Origin of the sequence: Streptomyces carpinensis, assembly GCF_002154505.1 — a bacterium.
GTDB lineage: Bacteria > Actinomycetota > Actinomycetes > Streptomycetales > Streptomycetaceae > Streptomyces > Streptomyces carpinensis.
Genome location: NZ_MUBM01000099.1, coordinates 496 through 26,353, shown reverse-complemented (window position 1 = coordinate 26,353; position 25,858 = coordinate 496). Strand labels below are relative to the sequence as shown.

Below are 25,858 nucleotides of genomic sequence, written 5' to 3'. Positions count from 1 at the left end.
GATGAGCCAGGCACAGGACAACGGGTACACCGATGCCGGGGCCGCCGGGCCCGCCGTGCCGCAGACCCGCACCGCACGCCACCGCCGCATCGTGGACATCCTCAACCGGCAACCCGTGCGCTCCCAGAGCCAGTTGGCGAAGCTCCTCGCCGACGACGGGCTGAGCGTCACCCAGGCGACGCTCTCCCGGGACCTGGACGAGCTGAACGCGGTGAAGATCCGCAACACAGACGGCGACCTCATCTACGCGGTGCCGAGCGAGGGCGGCTTCCGCACGCCACGCGCGCCGCTGGGGGAGTCGGCCAAGGAGGAGCGGATGCGGCGGCTCTCCCAGGAGCTGCTGATCTCCGCGGAGGCCTCGGCCAACCTCGTGGTCCTGCGCACCCCTCCGGGGGCGGCGCAGTTCCTGGCCTCGGCGATCGACCAGGCCGAACTGCAGGACATCCTGGGGACGATCGCCGGCGACGACACGCTGCTGCTGATCAGCCGTGACCCGAGCGGGGGACAGGCCCTGGCGGACCACCTGCTGCGGCTGGCGCAGAACGGGCACTGAGACGCGTGGGTGGGGGCGTACCGACCTCGATACGCCCCCACCCACGCGTCCTCATCCGAGCCGGGCGGCCAGCCCGTCCGTGCACCGCACCTCGTCGCCCGCCGTGATCAGCAGCGCCTCCACGTCCGGCAGCGACTGCAGCCACGCCAGGCCCTCCCGCGAGCCCATCGCGAAGGCGGCCGTCGCCCAGCAGTCCGCCCAGGTCAGCGTGGGCGCGACCACCGTGACCGACACCAGGTCGGTCACCGCCGACCTGCCGGTGCGCGGGTCGACGATGTGGGCGCCGCGCTCGGCGGTGCCGGAGGTGGCCACGGCCAGTTCCTCCGTGCCGGCCGCCGAGATCACCGCGGCCAGCCCGCCGGTGCGCAGCGGATCCGAGACCCCGACCCGCCATGGCCGGTGCGCCTCGGGGGACCCCAGCAACTGCACGTCTCCGCCGCCGTTCACGCTCACCCCGCTCGCCCCGGCCGCCGCGATCCGCCGGGCCGCGCGCTCGGCCGCCCAGCCCTTGACGATCCCGGTCGGATCCAGCAGCCCCTGGTAGCGAAGGCTGAACCAGCCCTCGCTCACCCGCTCCGCCTCGGCGCCCAGCTTCAGCACCTCGGCGACCTCCGGATCGCAGTCCTCCACGGTGAGTTCGCCGCGCGCCAGCCGGGAGACCTGGCTGTCGTCGCGATAGGTGCTGAACTGCTCGTCGGCCCGGTGCAGCCCGGCGACCGCCTCGCGCAGCGCCGCAGCGACCGCCTCGGGCCGCCCGCCGCGGACGTCGTAGGAGAAGACGGTCCCCATGACCTCCTCCGCGTGACGCACCGCGGCGGGAGAGTTCGCCGGCTTCGCCACGGCCTCACCCACGGGCCCGGTCCAGCGCCGACTGGAGAGACTCGCGGTAGCCGCCGCTGGTGTAGGTGGCTCCGGACACCGTGTCGATGTTCGCGCCGCTCGCCGCCACCGCCTCCTGGTTCAGCCTGGGCACGGCCATCGCGGTCTTCTGGCTGCTCAGCCCGCCCGAGGGCGCCTGCACCGCCGCAGCCTCGGTGATCTTCCCGCCGCTGACCGTGATCCGGACCTGCACCGGCCCGTACTGGGTCTGGACGCCCTTGCCGGTGACGGTGACGGTATGGGCCTGGGTGGATCCGGCTCCGGACGAAGAACCCGATCCGGAGCCGGACGCGGACCCGGAGTGCGTCGGGGAGGCGGATTGGGACGGCGACGCCGAGTGGGACGGGGACGCCGCACCGGATGACTTGCCGCCGCTCTGCTCGGAGCCGCCCGCCGCGCTGCCTGCCTTCACCTTGTCCAGCGCCGACTGCAACGACTGCTTGTACCCGTTACTCGTGTACGTCGCCCCCGACACCGCGTCGATGCGCGCGCTCTGCGCGGCGACCGCCTCCTGGTCGAGCCTGGGGACGGCCATGGCGGTCTTCTGGTCGCTGAGGCCGCCCTTGGGCGCCTGCACCGCCTCCGCCTTGACGATCCTTCCGTCGCTGACGGTCAGCCGGACCTGGACGGCCCCGTACTGTGTGGGGGCCGCGTCCCCGGTGACCGTCCGGGTGCCCGTCCTCGGGACGCCGCTGCCGCCCTGCGGCGACTGCTGTGCCGCCGCGGTGTGCTCAGGCGCCGTGCCGGCGGCCGCGGCGGAGGCCGGGCCGGAGGCCGGCTTCAGCGACAGCAGCAGCACGATCCCGGACACGGTGGCGGCGCCGGCGAGCACCGCGCGCCGAAGGGGGTGGCTCTTCCTCATCGCGTATGAGCTCCTGATGTCCCGTCGCTCACATCTCGAACGACTCGTGATGGATGCGGCGGGCGGGGACCCCCGCACCGCGCAGTGCCTCGTACACCGACTGCGCGAATCCGGGCGGGCCGCACAGGAAGACGTCGTGGCGGTCGATGTCGGCGATCTTCCGGCGCAGGGACTCGGCGGAGATGTCCGGGCGTTCGCCGTCGGGGCTGTTGACCGCGTACATCAGCCGGGCGCCGCGCTCGTCGGCGATCTTCGCCAGCTCGTCCCACAGGGCCAGGTCCTGGGTGCTGTTGGCCCGGTACAGGAGGGTGATGTCACCGGCCGCGCCGGGCAGCGTCTCGAACAGCGCCCGCATCGGGGTGATGCCGACACCGCCCGCGACCAGCAGCACCTTGCCGCGGCTGCGCCGCGCGGCGGTCAGCGCGCCGTACGGGCCCTCCGCCCACACCCGCGTGCCCGGCCGGAGTTCGCGCAGCCGGGCGCTGTGGTCGCCGATCGCCTTGACGGTGATGCGCAGCAGCCCCGGGCGGGGCGCCGCCGACAGCGAGTACGGGTGCGAGCTGAACCGCATGCCCGGCGCCAGGAACCGCCACCGGAGGAACTGGCCGGCCTCCGCGCCCATCCGGTGCAGCTTCCGGCCGCCGATCAGCACCGACACGATCCCCGGTGTCTCCTCGACGACCGCCTCGACCCGCATCCGGTGCTTCAGGTTCAGCCGGATCGGGGTGAGGATCCGGTACCAGACCACCAGCAGGGTCACGGCAGCGTACAGCCCGTACCAGAAGGTCTTGGCGGCCGGTTCGACGGCGAAGTCGTTGCCGGTGGTGATCTGGTGCCAGAACGCCAGGAACACCGCCGCGTACGTGAACAGGTGCACGTGGTACCAGGTGTCGTACGGCATCCGGCGGCGGACCGGGCCGATGGAGACCAGTCCGACGACAAGAAGCAGGCCCGCGCCGACGGCGGCCTTGCCCATGTCGGGCAGCTGGTCGACGGAGTCGATCGTCTGCCGGACGATGTCGCCCAGCGACCTGCCCGCCTGCAGTGCGTAACCCCACATGACGAGGAAGATGTGCGCGAGCACCAGGCACAGGGTGTACCGGCCGCTCGTCGCGTGCCAGCGGGCGACCCGGTCGGAGCCCACCCGCCGCTCCAGGGCCGGCACGCGCGCCATCTGAAGTACGACCAGTGCCATCAGGTAGCCGGCGAGCAGACCGGTGATGCGGCCCGCGTTCAGGATTCTCCCGTCGGTGCCGGCGATGGACGGGGTGTTCGTCCACCACAGCCAGAGGACGCCCGCCGCGCCCGCCCAGACGGCGAGCAGCAGCGGGACTGCGGGGGAGCGGCGCGGCCGGATGCGGCGCATCGTCTGGCGCCGGGCGGCGCGGCCTCCTGCGAGCGTGGTGGTCACGGTTCCTCCGTGGGCTTGGACCCTTGGCCGCCCACAGATACGTGACGCGTGAGCCGAGCGTTCACAGACCCGCGGAGTCCAGCGCGGACTGGAGCGAGCGGCGGTAACCGTCACTGGTGTACGTGGCTCCGGAGACCGAGTCGATGTCAGCGCTCTGGGCCGCCAGCGCCTCCCTCCTCAGCTCGGGGAGGGCGTAGCTGTTGATCTCCTGGTCCCGCGGGTTGTCCGTGGGGTAGGAGACGGCGGTGACGTCGGTGATCCGGCCGTTCTTCAGCGTGATCCGCACCTGGACCGGACCCCACCGGGTCTGCTCGGTCTCGCCGGTGACGGTTTTGGTCCCGCTGGTGCCACCGGACTTTCCGGAACCCCCGGAGGCGCTGGAACCCCCGGAGGCGCCGGAACCGCCGGAACCGCTGGAACCCCCGGAGGCGCCGGATCCCGTGGAGCCGCCGGAGGTGCTCGCGCCGCCGGAGGCGACCGGGGCGGGCGCCGCGGCGACCTGCGGCGGGGTGTGCGGCTTCAGCGACAGCAGCATCACGAGACCGGAGACGGTGGCGGCGCTCGCCAGGACGACACGGCGCAGCGGTCGGTTCTTCTTCAACGGGTGCACGTCTTGGACCTCACAGCTCTCACAGTTCGAACGACTCGTGGTGGATCCGGCGGTCCGGCACCCCGGCCGTGCGCAGCACCTCGTACAGCTCCTGGGCGAAGGCGTGCGGACCGCACAGGTACACGTCGTGCCCGGAGAGGTCGGAGACGGTCGCACGCAGCGACTCGACGGTGATGCGGGGGCGTTCCCCGTTCGGGCCGTTCAGCGCGTACACCACCCGGGCCCCGCGCCACCGTGCGATGGCCTCCAGCTCGCCGCCCAGCGCCAGGTCCTGGGCCGTGCGCGCCCGGTACAGCAGGGTGACCTCGCCGGGCAGCGTCTCGAACAGCGCCCGCAGCGGGGTGACGCCGACCCCGGCCGCGATCAGCAGCGACCTGTGAGCGGTGCGCCGGTCGGCGGTCATCGACCCGTAGGGCCCCTCCGCCCAGACCCGGGTGCCCGGCCGCAGCAGCGGGACGGTCGCGCTGTGGTCGCCGAGCGCCTTCACCGTGATGCGCAGCAGGTCCGGGCGGGGCGGCGCCGAAAGGGAGTACGGCGTCGACGTCCAGCCCATGCCCTCGGCGAGGAACCGCCAGCGGAAGAACTGGCCCGGCAGGGCGCCGAGTTCGTCCAGCCGGTGGCCGCGCACGACGACCGAGTACACCCCGGGAGACTCCTGGTGCACCGCCTCGACCCGCATCCGGTGCCGCAGGTTGAGCCGCACCGGAACCAGGATCCGGAACCACAGCACCAGCGCGGCGACGCCGAGGTACAGCACGTACCAGGCGGCCGTGGCCACGGTGTGGCCGTTGAACTGGTCACCCAGGGCCAGCTGGTGCCCGAAGGTGAGGAAGACGGCGGCGTAGGTGAGCAGGTGCACGTAGTACCAGAACTCGTGGCTGGTCCGGCGGCGCACCGCACGCGCCGAGGTGATGCCGACCGCGAACAGGATCACCGTGCCGGCGGTGGCCTTCAGCATCTCCGGGTAGTCCAGGACCACCGTGACCGCCTCGTGCACGATCGAGGCGCGGTCCTGGGCGGCGTACCCGGTGAGTATCAGCGTGATGTGCGCGACCAGCAGGCACACGGTGTACCGGCCGGCCATCGCGTGCCAGCGGGCCACCCGGTCCGAGCCGACCCGCCGCTCGAGGACCGGCACCCGGGCCATCAGAGCGACGAGCACCGCGCACGAGTAGCCGCACAGCAGCCCCGTGATCCGCCCGGCGCCGGTCAGCACGCCCGCCGTGCCCACGACGGAGGCCGTGTCGTACCACCACAGGGCGACCACCGCGGCGGCCCCGCCCCACAGCAGCGCCAGCACGGCACCCGCCGGGGAGCGCCGGGGCGCGAGAGGCACGGGCGGTGCCACCCGCCGCTCGTACACCGTGGTCATGTGTTCCACGTCCTTTCACCGGTCCAGGACGCCACTGTGCAGGCCGAACCTCTGAGGGAGCTCTGAGATCCGGGGTCGCGCGGCCCACTCACAGAAAACTCAGATGCATCTCACGCACCGGACCCCCGGGCGACCCGCGATGCTGGAAGGGCTATGGACACATTCCGCCCGGCCGCTTCCGGCCTCCCCGTACTCATCCGCCCCGACGGCACGCCCGTCCGGGTCCTCGTCGTCGACGACGACCCGGACCTCGCCGAGGTGCTCTGCGGCGCCCTGCGCTACCAGGGCTGGGAGGTCCGTACCGCCGGCGACGGCGCCACCGCGGTCGCCCGTGCCCGTGAGCTGCAGCCCGACGCCGTCGTCCTGGACGTGATGCTCCCGGACACCGACGGCTTCGCCGTGCTGCGCGAACTGCACGCAGTGCAGCCGGACGTCTGTGTGCTCTTCCTCACCGCGCGGGACGCGGTGGAGGACCGCATCGCCGGGATCACCGCGGGCGGGGACGACTACGTGACCAAGCCGTTCAGTCTGGAGGAGGTGGTCGCCCGGCTGCGCGGACTGCTGCGCCGCGCCGGGATGGCCCGGCAGCCGGCCGACGGCCCGAGGCTGACCGTGGGCGACCTGGTCATGGACGAGGACGCGCGCGAGGTCACCCGGGCCGGGGAGCTGATCGAACTGTCCCCGACCGAGTACGAGCTGCTGCGCTTCCTGATGCACAACCCGCGCCGGGTGCTCAGCAAGACTCAGATCCTGGACCGCGTGTGGTCCTACGACTTCGGCGGCCAGGCGCACGTGGTGGAGCTGTACATCTCCTACCTGCGCAAGAAGGTGGACGCGGGCCGCGAGCCCATGATCCACACCGTGCGCGGGGCGGGGTACGTGCTGAGGCCGGCGGTCCGGTGAGCGGGGCAGGGCAGGCGGGTACGCCGGCGGCAGGGACGTCCGGGCCGGGGACGGGGGTGCGGGTGCGGGCCGGGTGGATACGCCGGCTGCTGTGGCCGCGTACGCTGCGGGCCCGGCTGACCGCCGGGCTGGTCGTGCTGCTCGCCGTGAGCTGCGCGGCCGTCGGGGTGGCCGCGGTGGTCGAACTGAACGGCTTCCTCACCGGCCGGCTCGACCAGCAGTTGCAGCAGACCGGGACGGGTTTCGCACAGAGCCTGGAGCACGGCGCGGCGGGAGCCACGACGGCCGACGGGAGCGCCGGGGCCGTCAAGCCCTCGGACCACGACGGCGACGAGCACGGCGACACCCGTCGCCAGGCCGCCGAGACACTGGGCGCCCGCCTCGTGGACGGCCGGGTCACCAACCTGGCGGTGGTGCCCTCCCGTTCCCATCCGGACTTCGGCGTCGCCCTCACCGCGGGCGACCGCACGGCGCTGGCCGCGCTCCCGGCGGACCGCGCCGGCCACACCGTGCGCCTGTCGCAGCTGGGCGACTACCGGCTGGCGGCGTGGCCGGGCCGGGACGGCGACGTGCTGGTCACCGGGCTGCCGATGGAGCAGGTACGGGCCACGGTCCACCGGCTGGAACTGGTCGCCGGGTGCGTCTTCGGCCTGGCCCTGGCCGTCGCCGGAGTGGCCGGAGCCGTGTGGGTGCGCTGGTCGCTGCGGCCGCTGAGCCGGGTCGCGGCGACCGCCACGCGGGTGAGCGAGCTGCCGCTGGCCAGCGGAGAGGTGGCGCTGCCGCCCCGGACGTCCGAGACCGACCCGGGCAGCGAGGTGGGCCGGGTGGCCGCGGCCTTCGACCGCATGCTCCACCACGTCGAGGACGCACTCACCAAGCGGCACGCCAGCGAGGAACGGCTGCGCAGCTTCGCCGCCGACGCCAGCCACGAGCTTCGCACGCCGGTGGCCTCGGTGCGCGGCCACGCCGAACTCGCCCTGCTGCACCCGGGTCCGGTGCCGCCGGAGATCTCGCGCGCCCTGGAGCGCATCGCCGCCGAGTCCGCCCGTATGGGCGAGATGGTCGACGAGATGCTGCTTCTGGCCCGGCTGGACGCGGGCCGCCCCCTGGAGCGACGCCCGGTCGATCTCACCCGCCTGGTGCTGGACGCGGTGACGGACGCGCGGGCCGTGGGCCCCGGGCACCGCTGGACGATGGAGCTGCCCGAGGAACCGGTGACGGTGACCGGTGACGCCCACCGGCTCCAGCAGGTGCTGGCCAACCTGATGGCCAACGCGCGGCTGCACACGCCCGTGGGCACGAAGGTGACGGTCGCCCTGGAGGCCGACGACTCGACCGTGGCCCTGTCCGTCCACGACGACGGCCCCGGTGTCCCGGAGGAGGTCCAGCCGGGCGTCTTCGAACGGTTCACCCGCGCCGACCGCCGCCGCACCGATCCCTCGGGCGGCGCCGGAACGGGTCTCGGCCTGTCGATCGTGGCGGCGGTGGCCGAGGCGCACGGCGGGAGCGTGGACCTGGAGAGCCGTACGGGGTCGACGACGTTCACGGTGCGCCTGCCCGCCGGCGGGGCGGGCACCGGCGGGTCCGGCAGCGGCACCGCCGTATCGGCACGGCCGGCAGGTGCCGAGCGCGGCGGGCACCGGCAGGCCGGCCGGGGCTGACTCCGACGGGCACCGGCACGGTCGGCAGGCCTGAGCAGGGGCGTGGGCTCAGGCCGGGGAGGGCGGCAGGGGCAGGGGCAGCCCCGGCAGGCCGTCCAGGCTGGTGGCGATGTGCTCCTTCCTGGCGAAGTACTCGCTCAGCGAGGCGTCGTCCTCGCGGGCGAACCGCCTGCCGTGCAGGTCGCGGTCCTCCTCGTACGCCATGAAGGGGACCGCGTAGCCGCAGGTGTCCCGGATCAGTTCGGCGTGCACGACGACGACGGCGCGCAGCCCGTGCGTGGCCGGGTCGATGTCCGTGAAGTGGGTGAGGAGCTCCTTGAAGCGCGGGTCGTCGCGGAAGACCGGCTCGCCCCGGCCGTGGACGCGCACGATGTTGGGCGGTCCCTGGAAGGCGCACCACATGAGGGTGATCCTGCCGTTCTCCCGCAGGTGGGCGATGGTCTCCGCGTTGGACCCGGCGAAGTCCAGATAGGCCACGGTGTGCTCGTCGAGCACCGCGAGGCAGCCCTTGAGGCCCTTGGGCGAGAGGTTGACCGTGCCGTCACCCGACAGCGGAGCGGTCGCGGTGAAGAAGAGGGGCTGCTCCTCGATGAACGTGCGCAGCCTGCCGTCTATGCGCTCATAGGTCTTTCCCATGTCTAACGATTATCGGGGAAAGCCTTTCGGCTGTCTAAGGAATTTCGAGGTCCGCTTCCCGGTGCGGCGCCGTCGGCACCCCCCGGCCGCCCGGGCATCACGGCCCTGACGAGCTCGATTGACGAATCATGCAGTGTTCTGCATAATCATGCATAACAGCGAAAGCAGTGTGAGGAGAAACCCGTGACCGAGCGCGTCGTACTCGCCTACTCGGGCGGTCTGGACACCTCCGTCGCCATCGGCTGGATCGCCGAGGAGACGGGCGCCGAGGTCATCGCCGTCGCGGTGGACGTCGGCCAGGGCGGAGAGGACCTGGACGTCATCCGCAAGCGCGCCCTCGCCTGCGGTGCCGTCGAGGCCGAGGTCGCCGACGCCAAGGACGAGTTCGCCGACGGGTACTGCCTCCCGGCGATCAAGGCCAACGCCCTCTACATGGACCGCTATCCGCTGGTCTCCGCGCTCTCCCGGCCGGCGATCGTCAAGCACCTGGTCGCCGCCGCCGAGAAGCACGGCGCCACCACGGTCGCGCACGGCTGCACCGGCAAGGGCAACGACCAGGTCCGCTTCGAGGCCGGCATCGTCGCCCTCGCCCCCGACCTGAGGTGCATCGCCCCGGTCCGCGACTACGCGATGACCCGCGACAAGGCCATCGCGTTCTGCGAGGAGAAGAACCTCCCGATCGCGACCACCAAGAAGTCCCCGTACTCCATCGACCAGAACGTCTTCGGCCGCGCCGTCGAGACCGGCTTCCTCGAGGACATCTGGAACGCGCCGATCGAGGACATCTACGAGTACACGCAGAACCCGGCCGTCCCACGCGAGCCCGACGAGGTGGTCATCACCTTCAAGGAGGGCGTCCCGGTGGCCGTCGACGGCAGGCCCGTCACCGTCCTGCAGGCCGTTCAGCAGCTCAACGAGCGCGCCGGCGTCCAGGGCATCGGCCGGATCGACATGGTGGAGGACCGCCTCGTCGGCATCAAGTCCCGCGAGGTCTACGAGGCCCCCGGCGCGATCGCCCTGATCACCGCCCACCAGGAGCTGGAGAACGTCACCGTCGAGCGCGAACTCGCCCGCTACAAGCGGCAGGTCGAGCAGCGCTGGGGCGAGCTCGTCTACGACGGCCAGTGGTTCTCCCCGCTCAAGCGCGCCCTGGACGGCTTCATCGACGAGGCCAACCAGCACGTGACCGGCGACATCCGCATGACCCTGCACGGCGGCCGCGCCGTCGTCACCGGCCGGCGCTCCCAGGAGTCGCTGTACGACTTCGACCTCGCCACCTACGACACCGGCGACACCTTCGACCAGTCCGCGGCCAAGGGCTTCATCGACATCTACAGCCTGTCGTCGAAGATCGCCGCGCGGCGTGATCTCGCAGGCGGAGCCTGACGCGGACCTCGCGCAGGCCCGCCCGGACACCTCCCACGCACTAGCCTGACAGCCGCCTCCCCGCTTGCCGAGAGTGGGGAGGCGGTTGCACATCGCCACACTGAGGAGCAACGCAAGTGAGCAGCAACAGCGGTGACGTACGGCTCTGGGGCGGCCGTTTCGCCGACGGTCCCGCCGAGGCCCTGGCGAAGCTGTCCGCATCCGTCCACTTCGACTGGCGACTCGCGCCCTACGACATCGCCGGCTCCCGTGCCCACGCGCGCGTGCTGCACGGGGCCGGCCTGCTCACGCAGGACGAGCTGACCCGGATGATCGCCGGGCTCGACCAGCTGGAAGCGGACGTGGCGGACGGCTCCTTCGTCGGCACCATCGCCGACGAGGACGTCCACACCGCGCTCGAACGCGGCCTGCTGGAGCGCCTGGGCCCCGACCTGGGCGGCAAGCTGCGGGCCGGCCGCTCGCGCAACGACCAGGTCGCGACCCTCTTCCGCATGTACCTGCGCGACCACGCCCGGATCATCGGCGGCCTGATCGCCGACCTCCAGGACGCGCTGATCGGCCTGGCCGAGGCCCATCCCGACGTGGCGATGCCCGGCCGCACCCACCTCCAGCACGCCCAGCCGGTGCTCTTCGCGCACCACGTCCTCGCACACGTGCAGTCGCTGTCCCGGGACGCCGAGCGGCTGCGCCAGTGGGACGAGCGCACGGCCGTGTCGCCGTACGGCTCGGGCGCCCTGGCGGGCTCCTCCCTGGGCCTGGACCCGGAGGCGGTGGCGCGGGACCTCGGTTTCGAGCGGGGCAGCGTCGGCAACTCCATCGACGGCACGGCCTCGCGCGACTTCGTCGCCGAGTTCGCCTTCGTCACCGCGATGATCGGCGTGAACCTCTCCCGGATCGCCGAGGAGGTCATCATCTGGAACACGAAGGAGTTCTCCTTCGTGACCCTGCACGACGCGTTCTCCACCGGCTCGTCGATCATGCCGCAGAAGAAGAACCCGGACATCGCCGAGCTGGCGCGCGGCAAGTCGGGCCGTCTGATCGGCAACCTCACCGGCCTCATGGCGACCCTGAAGGCACTGCCCCTGGCCTACAACCGCGACCTGCAGGAGGACAAGGAGCCGGTCTTCGACTCCTGCGACCAGCTCGAGGTCCTGCTGCCCGCCTTCACCGGCATGATGGCCACCCTCACCGTGCACCGCGAGCGCATGGAGGAACTGGCCCCGGCCGGTTTCTCGCTTGCCACCGACATCGCCGAGTGGCTGGTCCGCCAGGGAGTGCCGTTCCGGGTGGCGCACGAGGTCGCCGGCGAGTGCGTGAAGGTCGCCGAGGCCGAGGGCAAGGAGCTGGACGAGCTGACCGACGAGCAGTTCGCGAAGATCTCCGCCCACCTGACCCCCGAGGTGCGCACCGTCCTCGACGTCCCCGGCGCCCTCGCCTCCCGCAGCGGGCGCGGCGGCACCGCCCCGAGCGCGGTCGCCGTCCAGCTCGCCGAGGTGAAGGCGGACGTCGCCGCGCAGCACGAGTGGGCGAACGCCGGGAAGTAGCGCCTCGGGTGCCGCCGGGGCATCGCGGGTACGTTGGTCCTGAGCCGTCAGGAGCCGACCGAACGGAGCCCGCGATGCCCTTCGCCCGACTGGCCGCAGCCACGACTCCCACCTGCCACTTCGGCCTGGGCCTCGCCGCCGTCGGGCGCCCCGGATACATCAACCTCGGCCGCGAGCGGGACCTTCCGGCCGACCGCACCGTCGACGCCCTGCGCACCCGCACCCACGAACTGCTGGAGGCGGCCTACGCGCAGGGCGTCCGCTACTTCGACGCCGCCCGCTCCTACGGGCGCTCCGAGGAGTTCCTCGCCGACTGGCTGCGGGCCCGCCCCGAGATCGGCGACGTCGTGATCGGCAGCAAGTGGGGCTACACCTACACCGCCGACTGGACCACCGACGCCGAACGGCACGAGGTCAAGGACCACAGCCTGGCCGCCTACGAGCGGCAGCGCGCCGAGACCGCGCAGCTGATCGGCGACCGGCTCGACCTCTACCAGATCCACTCGCTGACCCCCGACAGCCCGGCCCTCACCGACAAGGAACTCCACGCCCGGCTCGCCGAGGCCGCCGCCTCCGGTCTGACCGTCGGCTTCTCCACCAGCGGCCCCGCCCAGGCCGACGCGATCCGTGCCGCGCTCGAGGTGACGGTCGACGGCGAGCCCCTCTTCCGCACCGTCCAGTCGACGTACAACGCCCTGGAGACCTCGGCGGCGCCCGCCCTCGCCGAGGCGCACGACGCCGGGCTGACGGTGATCGTCAAGGAGGGCATGGCCAACGGCAGGCTCGCCGAGCCGCACGCCCCGGACGCGCTGAAGGCCGTGGCAGCCGAGACGGGGCTCGGCTGCGACGCCGTGGCCCTCGCGGTGGTCCTGCGCCAACCCTGGGCCGGGGTCGTCCTCTCCGGCGCCGCGAGCGTCACCCAACTCGCCTCCAACCTCCACGCGGCCGTCGTCGACCTCGACGCGGACCAGCTGACCCGCCTCGCCACGCTGGTGGAGGACCCGCGCGCGTACTGGGAACACCGCGGACAGCTTCCCTGGCACTGACGGATCACCTCTGCGGCGGGTAGCCGTAAGCCACTCGCGAGTCACACGTGCCCATATGAGACATCAGTGTCTCATATGGTCTATGCTCGTCTCATGGCCGTCGATCGTGAGCACGTACTGCGCAGCGCAGCCGCCCTGCTGACCCGCAGATCCACCGCGACCATGGACGAGGTCGCCAGGGCCGCCGGGATCAGCCGGGCCACGCTGCACCGCCACTTCGCGGGTCGCGACGCACTCGTCCGGGCGCTGGAGGCACTCTGCATCGCCGAGTGCGAGGCCGCCCTGGATGCGGCCCGCCCGGACGAGGGCCCGGCGGCCGAGGCGGTCCACCGCCTGGTCCGCGCCATCGAACCCTCGGCGGCCCTGCTGGCCTTCCTCTACAGCGAGAACCAGCTGTTCGAGGGCGAGCAGCAGAACCAGGGCTGGACCCGCCTCGACGAACGCCTCACCGCCCTGTTCCGGCGCGGCCAGGAGAGCGGCGAGTTCCGCATCGACCTCACCCCGGCCTGGCTCACCGAGGCGCTGTACGGCCTGCTGACATCCGGCGCCTGGGCGGTCGCGGAGGGGCGGGTGGCCGCCAAGGACTTCACCTACATGATCGTCGAGCTGCTGCTCGGCGGCGCACGACGTACCCGGACACCCCGAAGAGAGGAATCATGACCAGCACCTTGCAGCCGGCCGTCGCGGCGGAGGCGGGGAAGCGGCCCGGTCGCTGGCTCGCGCTCTGCGTCCTCGTCCTGGCCGTGCTGCTGGTGGCCGTCGACGCGACCGTCCTCGGTCTCGCGACCCCCTACATCAGCGAGGACCTCGATCCCTCCGGCACCCAGCTGCTGTGGATAGGCGACGTCTACTCGTTCGTCATCGCCGGTCTGCTCGTCTCCATGGGCAGCCTCGGCGACCGCATCGGCCGCAAGCGCATCCTGCTCGGCGGCGCCACGGCGTTCGGGGCGGTCTCCGTGCTCAACGCCTACGCGACCACACCCGAGCTGCTGATCCTCGCCCGGGCGCTGCTCGGTGTCGCGGGCGCCACGCTGATGCCCGCCACGCTCGCCCTGATCCGCAACCTCTTCCACGACGCGCGCGAGCGCAGCCTCGCCGTGGGCGTCTGGGGCGCGACCGCCTCCGCGGGCACGGCCGTCGGCCCGATCGTGGGCGGATTCCTCCTGGAACACTTCTGGTGGGGCTCGGTCTTCCTCATCAACCTGCCCGTGATGGCGGTCCTCGTCCTCGTCGGCATCCGGCTGCTGCCCGAGTCCCGCAACCCCGATCCGGGCCCCTGGGACCTGGTCGGCGTCCTGCTGTCCCTGGCCGGCATGATCGCCACCGTGTACGCCGTGAAGGAGGCCGCCGCGCACGGGTTCACCCGGACGGTCCTCGGCGCCGGGCTGGTGGGCGTGGCCGCGCTGTACTGGTTCGTCCGCCGTCAGCTGACCCTGCCCACGCCGCTGCTGGACATCCGGCTCTTTCGCAGCCGCGGCTTCAGCGGCGCGGTCCTCGCCGACCTGCTGACCGTCCTCGGCATGTCCGGCCTCATCTTCTTCCTCTCCCAGTACCTGCAACTGGTACAGGGCAGGCGGCCGTTCGAGGCGGGCCTGGCGGAACTGCCCGCCGCCGTGGGCGCGGTGGCGGCCGGGCTCGTGGCCGGCCGTGCCGCCCGGCGCTTCTCGGTACGGGCCGTGGTCTCCGGCGGTCTGGCCGCCGTCGGCCTGGCCCTGGCCGCGCTGACGACGCTCGGCGGTGCGACCGGCTACCCGGTGCTGGGTGCGGCCCTGCTGGTGGTCGGCGTGGGCGCCGGCTTCTCCTTCACGGTCACCGCCGACGTGATCCTCTCCAGCGTGCCCAAGGAACAGGCGGGCGCCGCCTCGGCGGTCTCCGAGACGGCGTACGAACTCGGCGCGGCCCTGGGCATCGCCCTGCTCGGGTCCATCGTGACCGCCGCCTACCGGGACTTCACGGGCCCGGTGGGCACGCCGCCCCAGGCCCACGAGTCGCTGGGCGGCGCGGTGGAGGCGGCGGCGGGTCTGCCCGCGCACACCGCACAGGAACTGCTCGACGCGGCCCGCGAGTCCTTCGTCCACGGCCTGCACCTGGCCTCGGGCGCGGGCGCGGCGGTCCTGCTGGGCACGGCGGTGGCGGCGTGGGTTCTGCTGAAGGGGCAGAAACTGTAGGCGCCCCGAAAGGGGCTCGGGGAACTGCGCGAGCAACCGAAACGGACCCGCACCCGGGGAAGAAGCCGAACCCCTCCGGCGCACAAACCGCCCGACCGCCGGAGGCCTACGCCGCCTTCGCCTTGGTGGCGTACATGTCGACGTACTCCTGGCCCGACAGGCGCATGACCTCGGCCATCACCGAGTCGGTCACAGCCCGCAGCACGTAGCGGTCGCGGTCCATGCCCTCGTACCGGGAGAACTCCAGGGGCTCGCCGAAGCGGACGGTGACCCGGCTCGGCCGGGGCATGCCCGAGCCGCCGGGCTGGATCTTGTCCGTGCCGATCATGGCGAAGGGGACCACCGGCGCGCCGGTCATCAGCGTCAGCCGCGCGATGCCGGTGCGCCCTCGGTACAGGCGGCCGTCGGGGGACCGGGTGCCCTCGGGGTAGATGCCGAAGATCTTGCCCTCTTCCAGGATCCGGCGGCCGGTCATCAGCGCCGCGACACCGCCCTTGCCGCCGTCGCGGTCGACCGGGATCATGCCGACGCCGGTGAAGAACCAGGCCATCAGCCGGCCCTTGACGCCCTTGCCGGTGACGTACTCGTCCTTGCCGATGAAGAAGACCTGACGGTCGCAGACCAGCGGCAGGATCATCGAGTCGATGAACGTCAGGTGGTTCCCGGCCAGGATGACCGGGCCGTCGCCGGGAATGCGCTCCGCGCCTTCCACCTGTGGGCGGAACATCAGGCGCATGATCGGACCGAGCACTGCCTTGATGAGCGCGAAGCGGGACAACGGACCCTCCGGTGTCAAGGGAAGCTGTATGAGTCTGTGCAGGTGAGGACGATACTCGCGGCGTAGTCCCGATTGCACATCGGGCTCACCAGGTCTTACGTAGTGTTGACGTACGTTCACCTGCGGAGGGGATCTGTTGCCCCCTGGTAACCGGCGCCGGCGATGTGACCAAGTTCGCGCGCCGTACGAAATCCGGCTTCCCCCTTCACGTCCCGTCATGCCCGTTCCCGCCGACGGGGCCTCACCCCTCCGTGGTCACACGACATCCGGCGTCACCGCGGTGTTCGGCACGCGGTCTCCCGCGGGTCATCCACCCGAACCTACGATCGGCGCGCACACAGGACACGACAGGCAGGAGGCGGTCATGGGGACGCAGGTGCCGAACGAGGGGGCGGGGACGCCGAAGTCGGACCGACAGGCGGGTGGGACCGGGCGCCGGGCGCTGCTCGGAGCCGCGGTGCTCGGCGCCGGGGGAGCGGTTTTCGGTCTGCCCGGCGCGGCCGGAGCCGCCGAGGGCGGAGCCGGGGCCCGAACGGGCGGTGGGCTCGGGAGCCTGCCCGTGCCCACGGTCATCGGCCACCGGGGCGCCAGCGGCTACCGGCCCGAGCACACCTTCGGCTCCTACGACCTGGCCCTCGACCTCGGCGCCCACGTCGTCGAGGCCGGTGACCTGGTGCCCACCAAGGACGGTCACCTCGTCTGCCGGCACGAGCCGGAGATAGGCGGCACCACGGACGTCGCCGACCACCCCGAGTTCGCCGACCGCAAGACCACCAAGACCCTCGACGGCGTGCCCACCACCGGCTGGTTCACCGAGGACTTCACCCTCTCCGAGCTGAAGACGCTGCGCGCGATCGAGCGCATCCCGGCCAACCGCCCGCACAACACCCTCTTCAACGGCCGCTGGGAGATCCCCACCTTCGAAGAGGTCCTGAAGTGGCAGGACGAGCAGACCCGCAAGCGCGGCCGGCAGGTCTGGATCTACCCCGAGACCAAGCACCCGACGTACTTCCGGGGGCTCGGTCTCGGCCTGGAGGAGCGGGTCGCCAAGCTGCTGCGCAAGTACGGCAAGGACAAGCGGGACTCGCCGGTCATCCTCCAGTCCTTCGAGCCGAGCAGCATCCAGCGGCTGAACAAGCTGGTGGACAACCCGCTCGTCGTGCTGCTGTCCAATGCGAACACCCGGCCCTGGGACTTCGTCGAGGCGGGCGACCCGCGCACGGTCGCCGACCTCATCACCAGGAAGGGCCTGCGGGAGATCGCCTCCTACGCCCAGGGCATCGGCCCGACCTTCGACCTGGTCATCCCCAAGGACGCGAACGGCGACTTCACCACGCCGAGCAGCCTGGTGCGCGACGCGCACGCCGTCGGCCTGATCCTGCACCCCTACACCGTCCGCCCCGAGAACCCGTTCCTGCCGCCGAAGTTCCGCAAGGGCAGCGCCGCGGACGCTTACGGCGACGTCTTCGGCGTGTTCCAGGCGTACTTCGCGACCGGCATCGACGGCCTCTTCACCGACAACGCCGACATGGGCCTGCTCGCCCGCGAGGACTTCCTCGCCCGTCGGACCGTCAACGGCTGAGCCGCCTCGCCCTCGTCGGGGTGATTCGACGGCCGCCCGGGCAACCCGTGCCGGGGCGGTCTCGTCGTGCCGCATATGACGCACGACATGCTCACCGCCCTGCGCCCCCTGCTCGTCGCCGAGGCATCCGCCGAGGCACATGCCGCCGGAACCGAGCCGGGCGACCTGGAGCAGGCGGTCTGGCTGCGGCTGCTGGAGCGCCTGGAGGTGGACGGACCGCCGCACGATCCGCAGGGCTGGCTGCGCCGGGCGGTGCGCTCCGAGGCGCGCCGGACCCGACGCACGATCAGCATCGAGCGGCCGTACGGCCTGGAGCCCGCCGACGACAGTGAGCGCGGTCCCGAACACCTCGCCCTGGCCGCCGCCCGCCGGCGCGCCCTGCGCGACGCGGTGCGCCGGCTGCCCGGCCGCTGCCCCCGGCTGCTGGAGGCGCTGCTGTCGCCGAGGGACCTCACCTACCGGGAGATCGCGGGGGAGTTGGGTATCTCACAGGGCAGTCTCGGCCCGGAACGTTCCAGATGCCTGGGATGTCTTCGTCGTTTGCTGTCTCCGGAGGTTGCGGCCCGCGAACCGCGGGGATAGGAGTGGGGGACGACCGGTGATCAGGTGAGCGGGAGGCGTGCGCACATGGGCATGAGCGTGACCATCTCTGCGGCGACCGAGCAGGACGCGGAGCAGATCTTCAAGCTGCAGTACCTGTGCTTCCAGAGCGAGGCGGCGCTGTACGGCAACTACCGCATCGACCCGCTGGTCCAGAGCCTGGACTCGGTCCGCAGTGAAGTCGCCGGGGACTGTGTCTTCGTGGCCCGGCTCGGTGACGAGGTGGTCGGCTCGGTGCGCGGCCACATCACCGAGGACGGTGCCGCCTCGATCGCCAGGCTGTGCGTCCATCCCCGGCTGCAGGGCCACGGCATCGGCGCCCGGCTGCTGCGCGCGGCCGAGGCGGCGCTGGCCGAGGAGCGCGGCGCCACCAGGTTCCGCCTGCACACCGGCCACCGCAGCGAGGGCAACCTGCGCCTGTACCGGCGCGTGGGCTACCAGCCGGTGGGCACCTCCGAGGGTGCCGACGGCGTACCGATGATCGTCCTGGAGAAGCCGGCCGGGACGTACGCCGCTACCGCGTGACGGCGCGGGACCTGCGCAGCCAGTACATGGCGGACAGCGGCAGCAGCACCGGAATGAAGACGTAGCCCATGCCGTAGTCGGACCAGACGGTCGCGTCGGGGAACGCGGACGGCTCGACGAGCGTCCAGGTGCCGACCGTCAGCACACCCACGAGCTCGGCGGCGCAGCACACCAGCGCCGCCCTGCGGGCCGTCTCCCCGCCGCGCACCAGCGAGTACGTGATGAAGCCGTAGACGACGCCCGCCGCGGCGGACAGCGAGTAGGCGAGCGGCGCCCGGTCGAAGTCGGTCGCGATCTGGTAGACGGAGCGGGACACCGCGCCGACGACCATCACGCCGTAGAACCAGACGAGCAGCATGCCCGGCCCGCTGATGAGCCGCTCGGGCTTCTGTTCCGCGGTGGCCATCTCACCCTCCCCAGATGTCGTAGAGCCGCACTTCGAGGACGGCGAGCACGACACCGCCGGCCGCGACCGTCACCGAGCCCCAGCGCGTGCGCTCGGCCAGCGACATGACCCCCGCCGCGGGGACGCAGGCGAAGGCGCCCAGCAGATACGCCACGAAGATCGTCGTCCCCTGGTCCGGCTTCTCGCCCCGCGCCAGTGCCACGATCCCGATCACCAGCTGGATCAGGGCCAGCAGCGAGACCACGGCCATCCCGATGAAGTGCCAGTCCTTCGTCGGCTGGTCACGATGGGCCGCCCAGCCGCACCAGGCGGCGAGCAGCAACGCGGCGACGCCGGTCACCAGCGTCAGGGCATCAAGCATGCAGTGACCTTATTACGGAGCAAACACCCCTCCGCGCCCGCCCCGGCGGCAGCCTCCTGCCCGGCCCGGGCGCAGCGGCCCGCCTGTCCCGAGAGCGGCCCGGCGCCGTGGCATCGGCCACAACTGGGCGGGCCCATGACCTCCCCGGCTCCCCGGCGGCGAACGGCCCGCCGGGGCCCGGCCGTACCGATCGCCGACAGCGTGGACGAGGCCGCAGCCGGGGACGGCGAGGCCGCCGACCGGTGCGACGGGGCCGCCGAGCGCGACGGGAGGGCCGTCCACGAGCGTCCAGCATGCGGACAGCGATGCCGTGTCAGCACCGTCGGTCTGGTTTACTGGCCGCATGACCACGACGAGCGACCGCATCCCTGCGACCGGAGCGACCATGACGCCCGGTGCTCGTTGTATGTGTCCCGAGCGTCGAATGTGCGCCTTCTAGAGGGCCCCCGCACCATCTGAGCCTCGCGCCCCGAAGCGAGTGCCCGCTCATGTCCGCCCGTACGTCCGGCGTGCCCGGCGCACGCGGCTGAGCACCGCCCCGCGCACATGTTCTCCCCGGTTCCCTCGCGACCGCGAGAACGCTGCCGCGTTCCCGACCGCATGCACCCGTGTCCGGGCACACCCACGCCCGCGCACTCGACAGTGACGGAAACCCACGTGATCACCACATCGGGCCTCACCAAGGTCTACCGCTCGCGCGGCCGCGAGGTCACCGCCCTCGACGGCGTCGACCTGCACGTCCGCGAAGGCGAGGTGTACGGCGTCATCGGCCAGTCCGGCGCCGGCAAGTCCTCGCTCATCCGCTGCATCAACCTGCTGGAGCGCCCCACCTCCGGCACGGTCACCGTCGCCGGACAGGACCTCACCGCCCTCGCCGGCCGCGGGCCGCGCGCCGGCCGGGAGCTGCGCCAGGCGCGCAGCCGGATCGGCATGGTCTTCCAGCACTTCAACCTGCTGTCCTCGCGCACCGTGCGGGACAACGTCGAGCTGCCCCTGGAGATCCTCGGCAAGTCGGGGAAGGAACGTTCCCGCAGGGCGCTCGAACTGCTCGACCTCGTCGGCCTCGCCGACAAGGCGGGCGCCTACCCCGCCCAGCTCTCCGGCGGCCAGAAGCAGCGTGTCGGCATCGCCCGCGCCCTGGCCGGCGACCCCAAGGTGCTGCTCTCCGACGAGGCCACCAGCGCCCTCGACCCGGAGACCACCCGCTCCATCCTCCAGCTGCTGCGCGACCTCAACCGGCAGCTCGGCCTGACCGTCCTGCTCATCACGCACGAGATGGACGTCGTGAAGTCGATCTGCGACTCGGCGGCACTCATGGAGCAGGGCCGCGTCGTGGAGTCCGGCACGGTGAGCGAGCTGCTCGCGACCCCCGGCTCCCAGCTGGCCGCCGCGCTCTTCCCGGTCGACGGCGCCGCCTCCGGCGAGGACCGGACGGTCGTGGACGTCACCTTCCACGGCGAGGCCGCCACGCAGCCCGTCATCTCGCAGCTGGCCCGTACCTACAACATCGACATATCGATCCTCGGCGCCGCCATCGACACCGTCGGCGGCCTCCAGGTCGGCCGGATGCGCATCGAACTGCCCGGCCGCTACGAGGACAACGTCGTGCCGATCGGCTTCCTGCGCGAGCAGGGCCTTCAGATCGACGTCGTGGACCACACGGCGCCGGAGACCCTGCTGGTGAAGGAAGGTGCCCAGTGACCTGGTCCGAGATGCAGCCCCTGCTGTCCCAGGCGTGTTGGGACACCCTCTACATGGTCGGCTGGTCCACGCTCATCGCCGTCGTCGGCGGCCTCCCGCTCGGCGTCCTGCTGGTCCTCACCGACCGGGGCGGCCTGCTGCAGAACGTCGTCGCCAACAAGGTGCTCGGGCAGGTGGTGAACATCGCCCGCTCGATGCCGTTCATCATCCTCATGGTCGCCCTGATGAGCTTCACCCGCTGGGTCACGGGCACCACCATCGGCCGCGAGGCCGCCATCGTGCCGCTGGCCGTCGGCGCCATCCCGTTCTTCGCGCGCCTGGTCGAGACGGCCGTCCGCGAAGTGGACGGTGGGCTCGTCGAGGCCGTCCAGGCGATGGGCGGCAACACCTGGACGGTCGTGCGCAAGGTCCTCGTCCCGGAGTCCCTGCCCTCGCTGATCTCCTCCACCACGACCACGGTCGTCGCCCTCATCGGCTACTCCGCGATGGCCGGCACGGTCGGCGCGGGCGGACTCGGCGACATCGCCATCCGCTACGGCTACCAGCGCTTCGAGACCCAGCTGATGTGGATCACCGTGGCGATCCTCGCCGTGGTCATCTCCCTCATCCAGTTCGCCGGCGACCTGGCCGCCCGCTCCCTGCACCGGCGCGGCGGCCGCTCCGGCCCGGCGCCCAGGCTGCGACTGCTGAAGAGCAAGGAGCCCGCGGCGGCCGAAGTCGGCAAGGTCGCCTGAGACCCCGCTGCCCTCCGATGCGCGTCCGACGCCGCTTGTGACGCGTCCGAGGCCCCCCTTCGAGACTCCCCGTTCACCCAAGACGGGGTCGCACCACCCTAGGAAAGGCACTTTTCGTGCGTAACACCGCCAAGATCACCACCGCCGTCCTGGCCGCCGGAGCCCTCACCTTCGGGCTCTCCGCCTGCGGCTCCGGCTCGGACTCCGGCAAGGCCGACCCGAACGCCGCGCTGACGGTCGCCGCCACCCCCACCCCGCAGGGCGAGATCCTCACCTACGTGAAGGACCACCTGGCGCAGAAGGCCGGCCTCAAGCTGGAGGTCAAGGAGTTCACCGACTACGTGACCCCGAACACGGCCGTCCAGCAGGGCCAGGTCGACGCCAACTACTTCCAGCACAAGCCGTACCTGGACGACTTCAACAAGAAGAACGGCACCGACATCGTGCCGGTCCCCGGCGGCACCGTGCACCTGGAGCCGCTCGGCGTCTACTCCCAGAGCGTCAAGAAGCTCGCGGACCTCAAGAAGGGCGCCACCGTCGCCCTCCCCAACGACACCACCAACGAGGCCCGCGCCCTGAAGCTGCTGGAGGCCAACGGCGTCATCAAGCTGAAGGCGGGCGCCGGATACGACGCGACCCCCAAGGACGTCACCGACAACCCCAAGGGTCTCAAGTTCAAGGAGCTGGAGGCGGCCCAGCTGCCGCGCTCCCTCGGTGACGTCGACGCCGCGGTGATCAACGGCAACTACGCCCTGGAGGCCAAGCTCAGCCCGGCCAAGGACGCGCTCGCCGCCGAGTCGGCCAAGAACAACCCGTACGCCAACTTCCTCGCCGTGAAGAAGGGCAACGAGAACGACCCGCGCGTGAAGAAGCTCGCCAAGCTGCTCACCTCGCCCGAGGTGAAGAAGTTCATCGAGGACAAGTACGACGGCGCGGTCGTCCCGGCGTTCTGACCGGCACACCGCCACCGCCCGGCGCCCGGCACGGGGTCCACTCCCTCACCGGGGGTGGACCCCCAGTGGTGCGGTTCAGTGCTTCCATGCTGCATGCTGGGCAGTTCAGCAGGCCCTGAAGGTACACCGAAGGTTACGGAGCGGCGCATGACGAGCACCTTCCCCAACGTCTCCATCAGCACGGAGCGGTTGGTACTGCGCCCCTTCGAGGAGTCGGACATCGAGGCCTTCGCCGAGATGATGAACGACGAGCTGGTCACCGCCTGGACCTCCGTACCCCACCCCTACACCGAGGCCGACGCCCGTGCCTGGATCACCGAGCTCGCCCCCGCCGAACGCGCGGAGGGCCGCGGCATAGTCTTCGCCGTCGACGAGTTCCTCACCCAGCGTCTGGTCGGCACGGTCCACCTGCGCAACACCGACTGGCGCGTGCGCTCCAGCGAGATCGCCTACGTCGTCGCCCCCTGGGCCCGCGGCGAGGGCTACGCCTCCGAGGCCGCGCTGGCCACCGCCCAGTGGGTCTTCCAGGACCGCGGGTTCGAGCGCCTGGAACTGCGCACCGCCGCCGACAACACCGCCTCCCAGCAGGTCGCCCAGAAGATCGGCTGCATCAGCGAGGGAGTGCTGCGCGGCGCGTGGATGGCCCGTACCAGGGACGGGAACGGCGAGTGGACCGACGTACGCACCGACCTCATCGTCTGGAGCCTGCTGCCCGAGGACCTGGAGGGCGTGGGCGAGCACCTGGCCGACACCGACGGATTCACGTCGTTCGCCGACTGGAACTGACCGCATTCCGGCGGGCACCGCAGCGACGCGCCCCGCCCCGCGCTCCGGCGCACGGCCGAACCGGGGTACTCTCACGGGGCCGCCTTGCGGGCCGCTCCCTGACGACCTGCGCACACAACACCCTGAGAAGACCCCCAGGAGACTGACGACGATGGCCGACCGGGTCACGGTGATCGGCTGGGACGGTTCGCCACTGACCGAGGCGGCGCGCGGCGCTCTCGGCGCCGCCACCCTGGTGGCGGGCGCGGCCCACCACCTGGCGCTGCCCGAGGTCCCTCCCACAGCCGAACGCATCCGCCTCGGCAGTGTCGCCCTCGCCGCCCGCCGCATCGCAGCCCACCGGGGCACCGCCGTGGTGCTCGCCGACGGCGACCCGGCCTTCTTCGGGGTGGTGCGCACCTTGCGCGCACCGGAGTTCGGCCTGGAGGTCGAGGTCGTCCCCGCCGTCTCCTCCGTGGCCGCCGCCTTCGCGCGCGCGGGCATGCCCTGGGACGACGCGCAGGTGGTCGTCGCACACAAGCGCACCCTGCGACGCGCGGTGAATGTATGCCGAGCCCACACCAAGGTTGCCGTACTGACCGCGCCCGGTGCCGGACCGGCGGAACTGGGCCTGCTGCTCGACGGTGTTCACCGCACCTTCGTCATCTGCGAGGAACTCGGCACCGATCGCGAACAGGTCACCGTCGTCACCTCCGACAAGGCCGCCGACCACACCTGGCGCGACCCGAACGTCGTCATCGTCATCGGCGGCCGGGCCGGGGCCGGAGAGGGCAGCGGGTGGATCGCCGGCCGCGACCCGGCCGTGGGACCCCGCGGCTGGACCCAGCCCGCCGCGTCCTACGACGGCCGGCTCGGCGAAGGAGAAACGGATCTGCTGAGGGCCGCCCAACTCGCCCGTCTGGGACCGCGCGTCGGCGACCTCGTCTGGGACATCGGCTGCGGCAGCGGGGCCTTCGCCACCGAGGCCGCCCGCGGCGGCGCCGCCGTCATCGCCGTCGACCGCGACCTGGAGGCCTGCGCCCGCACCGAGGCCGCCGCACGCCGCTTCGGCGTCCAGCTCCAAGTGGTGCACGGCACCGCGCCGCACATCCTGGAGAACCTGCCCGAACCGGACGTCGTCCGTGTCGGCGGTGGGGGGCCCGCGGTGGTCTCCGCGGTCGCCGACCGGCGCCCGCAGCGCATCGTCACGTACGCCTCGAACCGCGACGCCGCCGAACTCGTCGGCCGTGACCTCACCGAGCACGGCTACCAGGTCGAGTGCGCCCTGCTGCAGTCCGTCCAACTCGACACCCGCGCCTGGACGGAGACGGAACGGAGCGTTGCGTTCCTGCTCAGCGGGGAGTTGCCGCGGCGCGAAGCGCCCCGTTGAGGGGCGGCGGCCGGGCGACGGGCCGGCCTGCCGGACCGCGCCCCGTGATCGGGTTGTCGTACCGCGCGGGGTAGGCTGGCCGATCGTTGTACCGCACTGGGTGGCCCGGAGCTTCGTTCGTCAATGTCCGGAAAGCCCGCCCGTTTTGTGGTGGGTGTGGTACGGCAGAACCAGGAAACGCGCAACGTGGCGCAGTCCACAGCGGACCGTGGCGGATCACGCTGTCGCCGCGGCCGAACGACCGCGACAATGCCACTCAATGGCTTTGTCGCCTTTTACGGGCGGGTCGTTCGTGCCGCTGGGCAGGGACGCTCGTTCTTCACTGGGGGGCGGTCGGTGCGCCGTTCCCGGTGAGCTGGTCGTAGAAGCACTAACCGATGGGCGAGGGGTACGCATGACCGACACCGGCCAAGTCCCGGGCGAGGGGCTGCCGGAGAGCGCAGGCATGGTGGAGCAGCCGGGCGTCCCCGCGCACGGCGCGTACACCTACCTCTCCGAGTCTCCCGCCGAGGACGAAGACCTGCTGCTGCCGGGCTCCCAGGGCGCGTGGGGCAACGAAGTCCCCCCGCCCGCCCCGGAGCCGGTCGTCGAGGCCATCCACGAGCCGGGCCCGCACGAGAGGTCCGGCCGGGACAGCGGCTCCGTCGACCTCGGCGGCGTCCTGCACCCCGACCCCACGGCCACGCCGCCCGTCATGCCCGCCGCGGTGACGCCCCCGCGGCGGCCGCTGCACCTCGGTCCGCCGATCCCCGACGTCTCCGCGAGCCCGGTGCGCTCCCTCGCCGATCGCGGCCCCGCGGGCGCCCCGGTCCGGCAGCCCGGTCCGCCCACCATCGGGCCCGAGTATCTCGACGTCCAGCAGTCACCGGAGTCGGTCCCGCAGGGCGCGGCTCCCTGGACCGCGCAGACGGCGCAGGCCGCGCCCGCCCCTGCGGTGCTTCCGGTGGGCGCGCAGGTGACGGCTGAGGAAACGGTTGTTCCCGCAAGTGGTGAGCCGGTCGGTGCGGCCCAGGCCGCCGTGGCCCGGCTCGC

At 72.1% G+C, this 25,858-nt stretch carries 25 protein-coding genes and 1 pseudogene; 17 read left to right on the top strand and 9 right to left on the bottom strand.

Translation table 11 applies throughout. The features are described from left to right. Position 1 precedes the first annotated feature (1 nt). The gene (locus BZY54_RS15015; RefSeq protein WP_086725687.1) at positions 2-553 is read left to right on the top strand and encodes an arginine repressor; all 552 of its coding nucleotides are present in this window, start codon (positions 2-4) and stop codon (positions 551-553) included. Positions 554-604: 51 nt separating this feature from the next. Here BZY54_RS15015 and BZY54_RS15010 read toward each other — a convergent pair whose 3' ends face one another. The 5 genes from BZY54_RS15010 to BZY54_RS14990 all read right to left on the bottom strand — a co-directional run bounded on the left by BZY54_RS15010 (position 605) and on the right by BZY54_RS14990 (position 5,687). After that, positions 605-1,342 (bottom strand): FAD:protein FMN transferase, encoded by a 738-nt coding sequence (locus BZY54_RS15010; RefSeq protein ID WP_208640657.1) that lies wholly within the window; start codon positions 1,340-1,342, stop codon positions 605-607. 55 nt (positions 1,343-1,397) lie between these two features. Beyond that, entirely contained in the window at positions 1,398-2,294 is an 897-nt protein-coding gene (locus tag BZY54_RS15005; protein WP_086725686.1) for an FMN-binding protein, read from the bottom strand. A gap of 28 nt (positions 2,295-2,322) precedes the next feature. Then, the gene (locus tag BZY54_RS15000) at positions 2,323-3,705 is read right to left on the bottom strand and encodes a ferredoxin reductase family protein (protein WP_167413997.1); all 1,383 of its coding nucleotides are present in this window, start codon (positions 3,703-3,705) and stop codon (positions 2,323-2,325) included. A 61-nt stretch (positions 3,706-3,766) separates the two neighbouring features. Next, positions 3,767-4,315, bottom strand: coding sequence for an FMN-binding protein (locus tag BZY54_RS14995; protein WP_086725685.1), 549 nt, complete (start codon positions 4,313-4,315; stop codon positions 3,767-3,769). Positions 4,316-4,334: 19 nt separating this feature from the next. Then, positions 4,335-5,687, bottom strand: a complete 1,353-nt coding sequence (locus tag BZY54_RS14990) for a ferredoxin reductase family protein (RefSeq protein ID WP_086725684.1) — start codon at positions 5,685-5,687, stop codon at positions 4,335-4,337. A gap of 153 nt (positions 5,688-5,840) precedes the next feature. Here BZY54_RS14990 and BZY54_RS14985 point away from each other — a divergent pair, with 153 nt between their 5' ends. Together BZY54_RS14985 and BZY54_RS14980 are read left to right on the top strand one after the other, a co-directional pair. Beyond that, the gene (locus BZY54_RS14985; protein WP_086725683.1) at positions 5,841-6,590 is read left to right on the top strand and encodes a response regulator transcription factor; all 750 of its coding nucleotides are present in this window, start codon (positions 5,841-5,843) and stop codon (positions 6,588-6,590) included. A gap of 62 nt (positions 6,591-6,652) precedes the next feature. Further along, on the top strand, positions 6,653-8,251 hold the full coding sequence (locus BZY54_RS14980) for a HAMP domain-containing sensor histidine kinase (RefSeq protein WP_086725709.1): 1,599 nt from the start codon (positions 6,653-6,655) through the stop codon (positions 8,249-8,251). Positions 8,252-8,299: 48 nt separating this feature from the next. On the opposite strand, the gene BZY54_RS14975 is transcribed toward BZY54_RS14980, so the two are convergent. Next, on the bottom strand, positions 8,300-8,887 hold the full coding sequence (locus BZY54_RS14975) for a pyridoxamine 5'-phosphate oxidase family protein (RefSeq protein ID WP_086725682.1): 588 nt from the start codon (positions 8,885-8,887) through the stop codon (positions 8,300-8,302). A gap of 183 nt (positions 8,888-9,070) precedes the next feature. Here BZY54_RS14975 and BZY54_RS14970 point away from each other — a divergent pair, with 183 nt between their 5' ends. From BZY54_RS14970 to BZY54_RS14950, 5 genes are all read left to right on the top strand, one after another. Next, positions 9,071-10,273, top strand: a complete 1,203-nt coding sequence (locus BZY54_RS14970; RefSeq protein WP_086725681.1) for an argininosuccinate synthase — start codon at positions 9,071-9,073, stop codon at positions 10,271-10,273. A 116-nt stretch (positions 10,274-10,389) separates the two neighbouring features. After that, positions 10,390-11,817 (top strand): argininosuccinate lyase, encoded by a 1,428-nt coding sequence (argH, locus tag BZY54_RS14965; RefSeq protein ID WP_086725680.1) that lies wholly within the window; start codon positions 10,390-10,392, stop codon positions 11,815-11,817. A gap of 74 nt (positions 11,818-11,891) precedes the next feature. Then, positions 11,892-12,863 carry an aldo/keto reductase gene (locus BZY54_RS14960; protein WP_086725679.1) on the top strand — a complete coding sequence of 324 codons (972 nt, stop codon included), beginning with the start codon at positions 11,892-11,894 and terminating at the stop codon, positions 12,861-12,863. 93 nt (positions 12,864-12,956) lie between these two features. Next, on the top strand, positions 12,957-13,523 hold the full coding sequence (locus tag BZY54_RS14955) for a TetR/AcrR family transcriptional regulator (protein WP_167413996.1): 567 nt from the start codon (positions 12,957-12,959) through the stop codon (positions 13,521-13,523). Further along, a complete protein-coding gene (locus tag BZY54_RS14950) occupies positions 13,520-15,031 on the top strand; it encodes an MFS transporter (protein ID WP_086725677.1) in 1,512 nt (503 codons plus the stop codon). Before BZY54_RS14955 ends, BZY54_RS14950 begins: the two co-directional genes overlap by 4 nt. Before the next feature lie 106 nt (positions 15,032-15,137). On the opposite strand, the gene BZY54_RS14945 is transcribed toward BZY54_RS14950, so the two are convergent. Continuing rightward, positions 15,138-15,809: a lysophospholipid acyltransferase family protein gene (locus tag BZY54_RS14945; protein ID WP_086725676.1), complete on the bottom strand. Its 672-nt coding sequence runs from the start codon at positions 15,807-15,809 to the stop codon at positions 15,138-15,140. A gap of 364 nt (positions 15,810-16,173) precedes the next feature. On the opposite strand from BZY54_RS14945, the gene BZY54_RS14940 reads away from it, so the two are divergent. From BZY54_RS14940 to BZY54_RS14930, 3 genes are all read left to right on the top strand, one after another. Beyond that, positions 16,174-17,391: a glycerophosphodiester phosphodiesterase gene (locus tag BZY54_RS14940; RefSeq protein ID WP_086725675.1), complete on the top strand. Its 1,218-nt coding sequence runs from the start codon at positions 16,174-16,176 to the stop codon at positions 17,389-17,391. A 75-nt stretch (positions 17,392-17,466) separates the two neighbouring features. Then, positions 17,467-17,973, top strand: a complete 507-nt coding sequence (locus BZY54_RS14935; RefSeq protein WP_086725674.1) for an RNA polymerase sigma factor — start codon at positions 17,467-17,469, stop codon at positions 17,971-17,973. Between the two features lie 45 nt (positions 17,974-18,018). Next, entirely contained in the window at positions 18,019-18,516 is a 498-nt protein-coding gene (locus tag BZY54_RS14930) for a GNAT family N-acetyltransferase (RefSeq protein WP_086725673.1), read from the top strand. Here the strand turns inward: BZY54_RS14930 and BZY54_RS14925 are convergent. Together BZY54_RS14925 and BZY54_RS14920 are read right to left on the bottom strand one after the other, a co-directional pair. After that, positions 18,506-18,922 carry a hypothetical protein gene (locus BZY54_RS14925; protein WP_086725672.1) on the bottom strand — a complete coding sequence of 139 codons (417 nt, stop codon included), beginning with the start codon at positions 18,920-18,922 and terminating at the stop codon, positions 18,506-18,508. The genes BZY54_RS14930 and BZY54_RS14925 overlap by 11 nt on opposite strands. Before the next feature lies 1 nt (position 18,923). Further along, entirely contained in the window at positions 18,924-19,283 is a 360-nt protein-coding gene (locus BZY54_RS14920) for a hypothetical protein (RefSeq protein WP_086725671.1), read from the bottom strand. Positions 19,284-19,940: 657 nt separating this feature from the next. Here BZY54_RS14920 and BZY54_RS14915 point away from each other — a divergent pair. The 6 genes and pseudogenes from BZY54_RS14915 to BZY54_RS52240 all read left to right on the top strand — a co-directional run. Beyond that, positions 19,941-20,984 carry a methionine ABC transporter ATP-binding protein gene (locus BZY54_RS14915; protein WP_167413995.1) on the top strand — a complete coding sequence of 348 codons (1,044 nt, stop codon included), beginning with the start codon at positions 19,941-19,943 and terminating at the stop codon, positions 20,982-20,984. Beyond that, positions 20,981-21,718 (top strand): methionine ABC transporter permease, encoded by a 738-nt coding sequence (locus BZY54_RS14910; protein ID WP_086725669.1) that lies wholly within the window; start codon positions 20,981-20,983, stop codon positions 21,716-21,718. Before BZY54_RS14915 ends, BZY54_RS14910 begins: the two co-directional genes overlap by 4 nt. 116 nt (positions 21,719-21,834) lie before the next feature. Next, positions 21,835-22,671, top strand: coding sequence for a MetQ/NlpA family ABC transporter substrate-binding protein (locus BZY54_RS14905; protein WP_086725668.1), 837 nt, complete (start codon positions 21,835-21,837; stop codon positions 22,669-22,671). 147 nt (positions 22,672-22,818) lie between these two features. Beyond that, the gene (locus BZY54_RS14900) at positions 22,819-23,457 is read left to right on the top strand and encodes a GNAT family N-acetyltransferase (RefSeq protein ID WP_086725667.1); all 639 of its coding nucleotides are present in this window, start codon (positions 22,819-22,821) and stop codon (positions 23,455-23,457) included. Positions 23,458-23,608: 151 nt separating this feature from the next. Next, positions 23,609-24,826, top strand: a complete 1,218-nt coding sequence (cbiE, locus tag BZY54_RS14895; protein WP_086725666.1) for a precorrin-6y C5,15-methyltransferase (decarboxylating) subunit CbiE — start codon at positions 23,609-23,611, stop codon at positions 24,824-24,826. A 394-nt stretch (positions 24,827-25,220) separates the two neighbouring features. Beyond that, a pseudogene (locus BZY54_RS52240) lies at positions 25,221-25,858 on the top strand (nicotinate-nucleotide--dimethylbenzimidazole phosphoribosyltransferase); the annotation flags it as partial.

Bases quoted from the DNA above. Each gene is read 5' to 3' on its own strand.
- BZY54_RS15015 (WP_086725687.1), top strand. From the start codon at position 2: ATGAGCCAGGCACAGGACAACGGGTACACCGATGCCGGGGCCGCCGGG.
- BZY54_RS14955 (WP_167413996.1), top strand. From the start codon at position 12,957: ATGGCCGTCGATCGTGAGCACGTACTGCGCAGCGCAGCCGCCCTGCTG.
- BZY54_RS14950 (WP_086725677.1), top strand. From the start codon at position 13,520: ATGACCAGCACCTTGCAGCCGGCCGTCGCGGCGGAGGCGGGGAAGCGG.
- cbiE (WP_086725666.1), top strand. From the start codon at position 23,609: ATGGCCGACCGGGTCACGGTGATCGGCTGGGACGGTTCGCCACTGACC.
- BZY54_RS15010 (WP_208640657.1), bottom strand. From the start codon at position 1,342: ATGGGGACCGTCTTCTCCTACGACGTCCGCGGCGGGCGGCCCGAGGCG.
- BZY54_RS14935 (WP_086725674.1), top strand. From the start codon at position 17,467: ATGACGCACGACATGCTCACCGCCCTGCGCCCCCTGCTCGTCGCCGAG.
- BZY54_RS15005 (WP_086725686.1), bottom strand. From the start codon at position 2,294: ATGAGGAAGAGCCACCCCCTTCGGCGCGCGGTGCTCGCCGGCGCCGCC.
- BZY54_RS14920 (WP_086725671.1), bottom strand. From the start codon at position 19,283: ATGCTTGATGCCCTGACGCTGGTGACCGGCGTCGCCGCGTTGCTGCTC.
- BZY54_RS14985 (WP_086725683.1), top strand. From the start codon at position 5,841: ATGGACACATTCCGCCCGGCCGCTTCCGGCCTCCCCGTACTCATCCGC.
- BZY54_RS14975 (WP_086725682.1), bottom strand. From the start codon at position 8,887: ATGGGAAAGACCTATGAGCGCATAGACGGCAGGCTGCGCACGTTCATC.
- BZY54_RS14990 (WP_086725684.1), bottom strand. From the start codon at position 5,687: ATGACCACGGTGTACGAGCGGCGGGTGGCACCGCCCGTGCCTCTCGCG.
- BZY54_RS14940 (WP_086725675.1), top strand. From the start codon at position 16,174: ATGGGGACGCAGGTGCCGAACGAGGGGGCGGGGACGCCGAAGTCGGAC.
- BZY54_RS14925 (WP_086725672.1), bottom strand. From the start codon at position 18,922: ATGGCCACCGCGGAACAGAAGCCCGAGCGGCTCATCAGCGGGCCGGGC.
- BZY54_RS14960 (WP_086725679.1), top strand. From the start codon at position 11,892: ATGCCCTTCGCCCGACTGGCCGCAGCCACGACTCCCACCTGCCACTTC.
- BZY54_RS14930 (WP_086725673.1), top strand. From the start codon at position 18,019: ATGGGCATGAGCGTGACCATCTCTGCGGCGACCGAGCAGGACGCGGAG.
- BZY54_RS14900 (WP_086725667.1), top strand. From the start codon at position 22,819: ATGACGAGCACCTTCCCCAACGTCTCCATCAGCACGGAGCGGTTGGTA.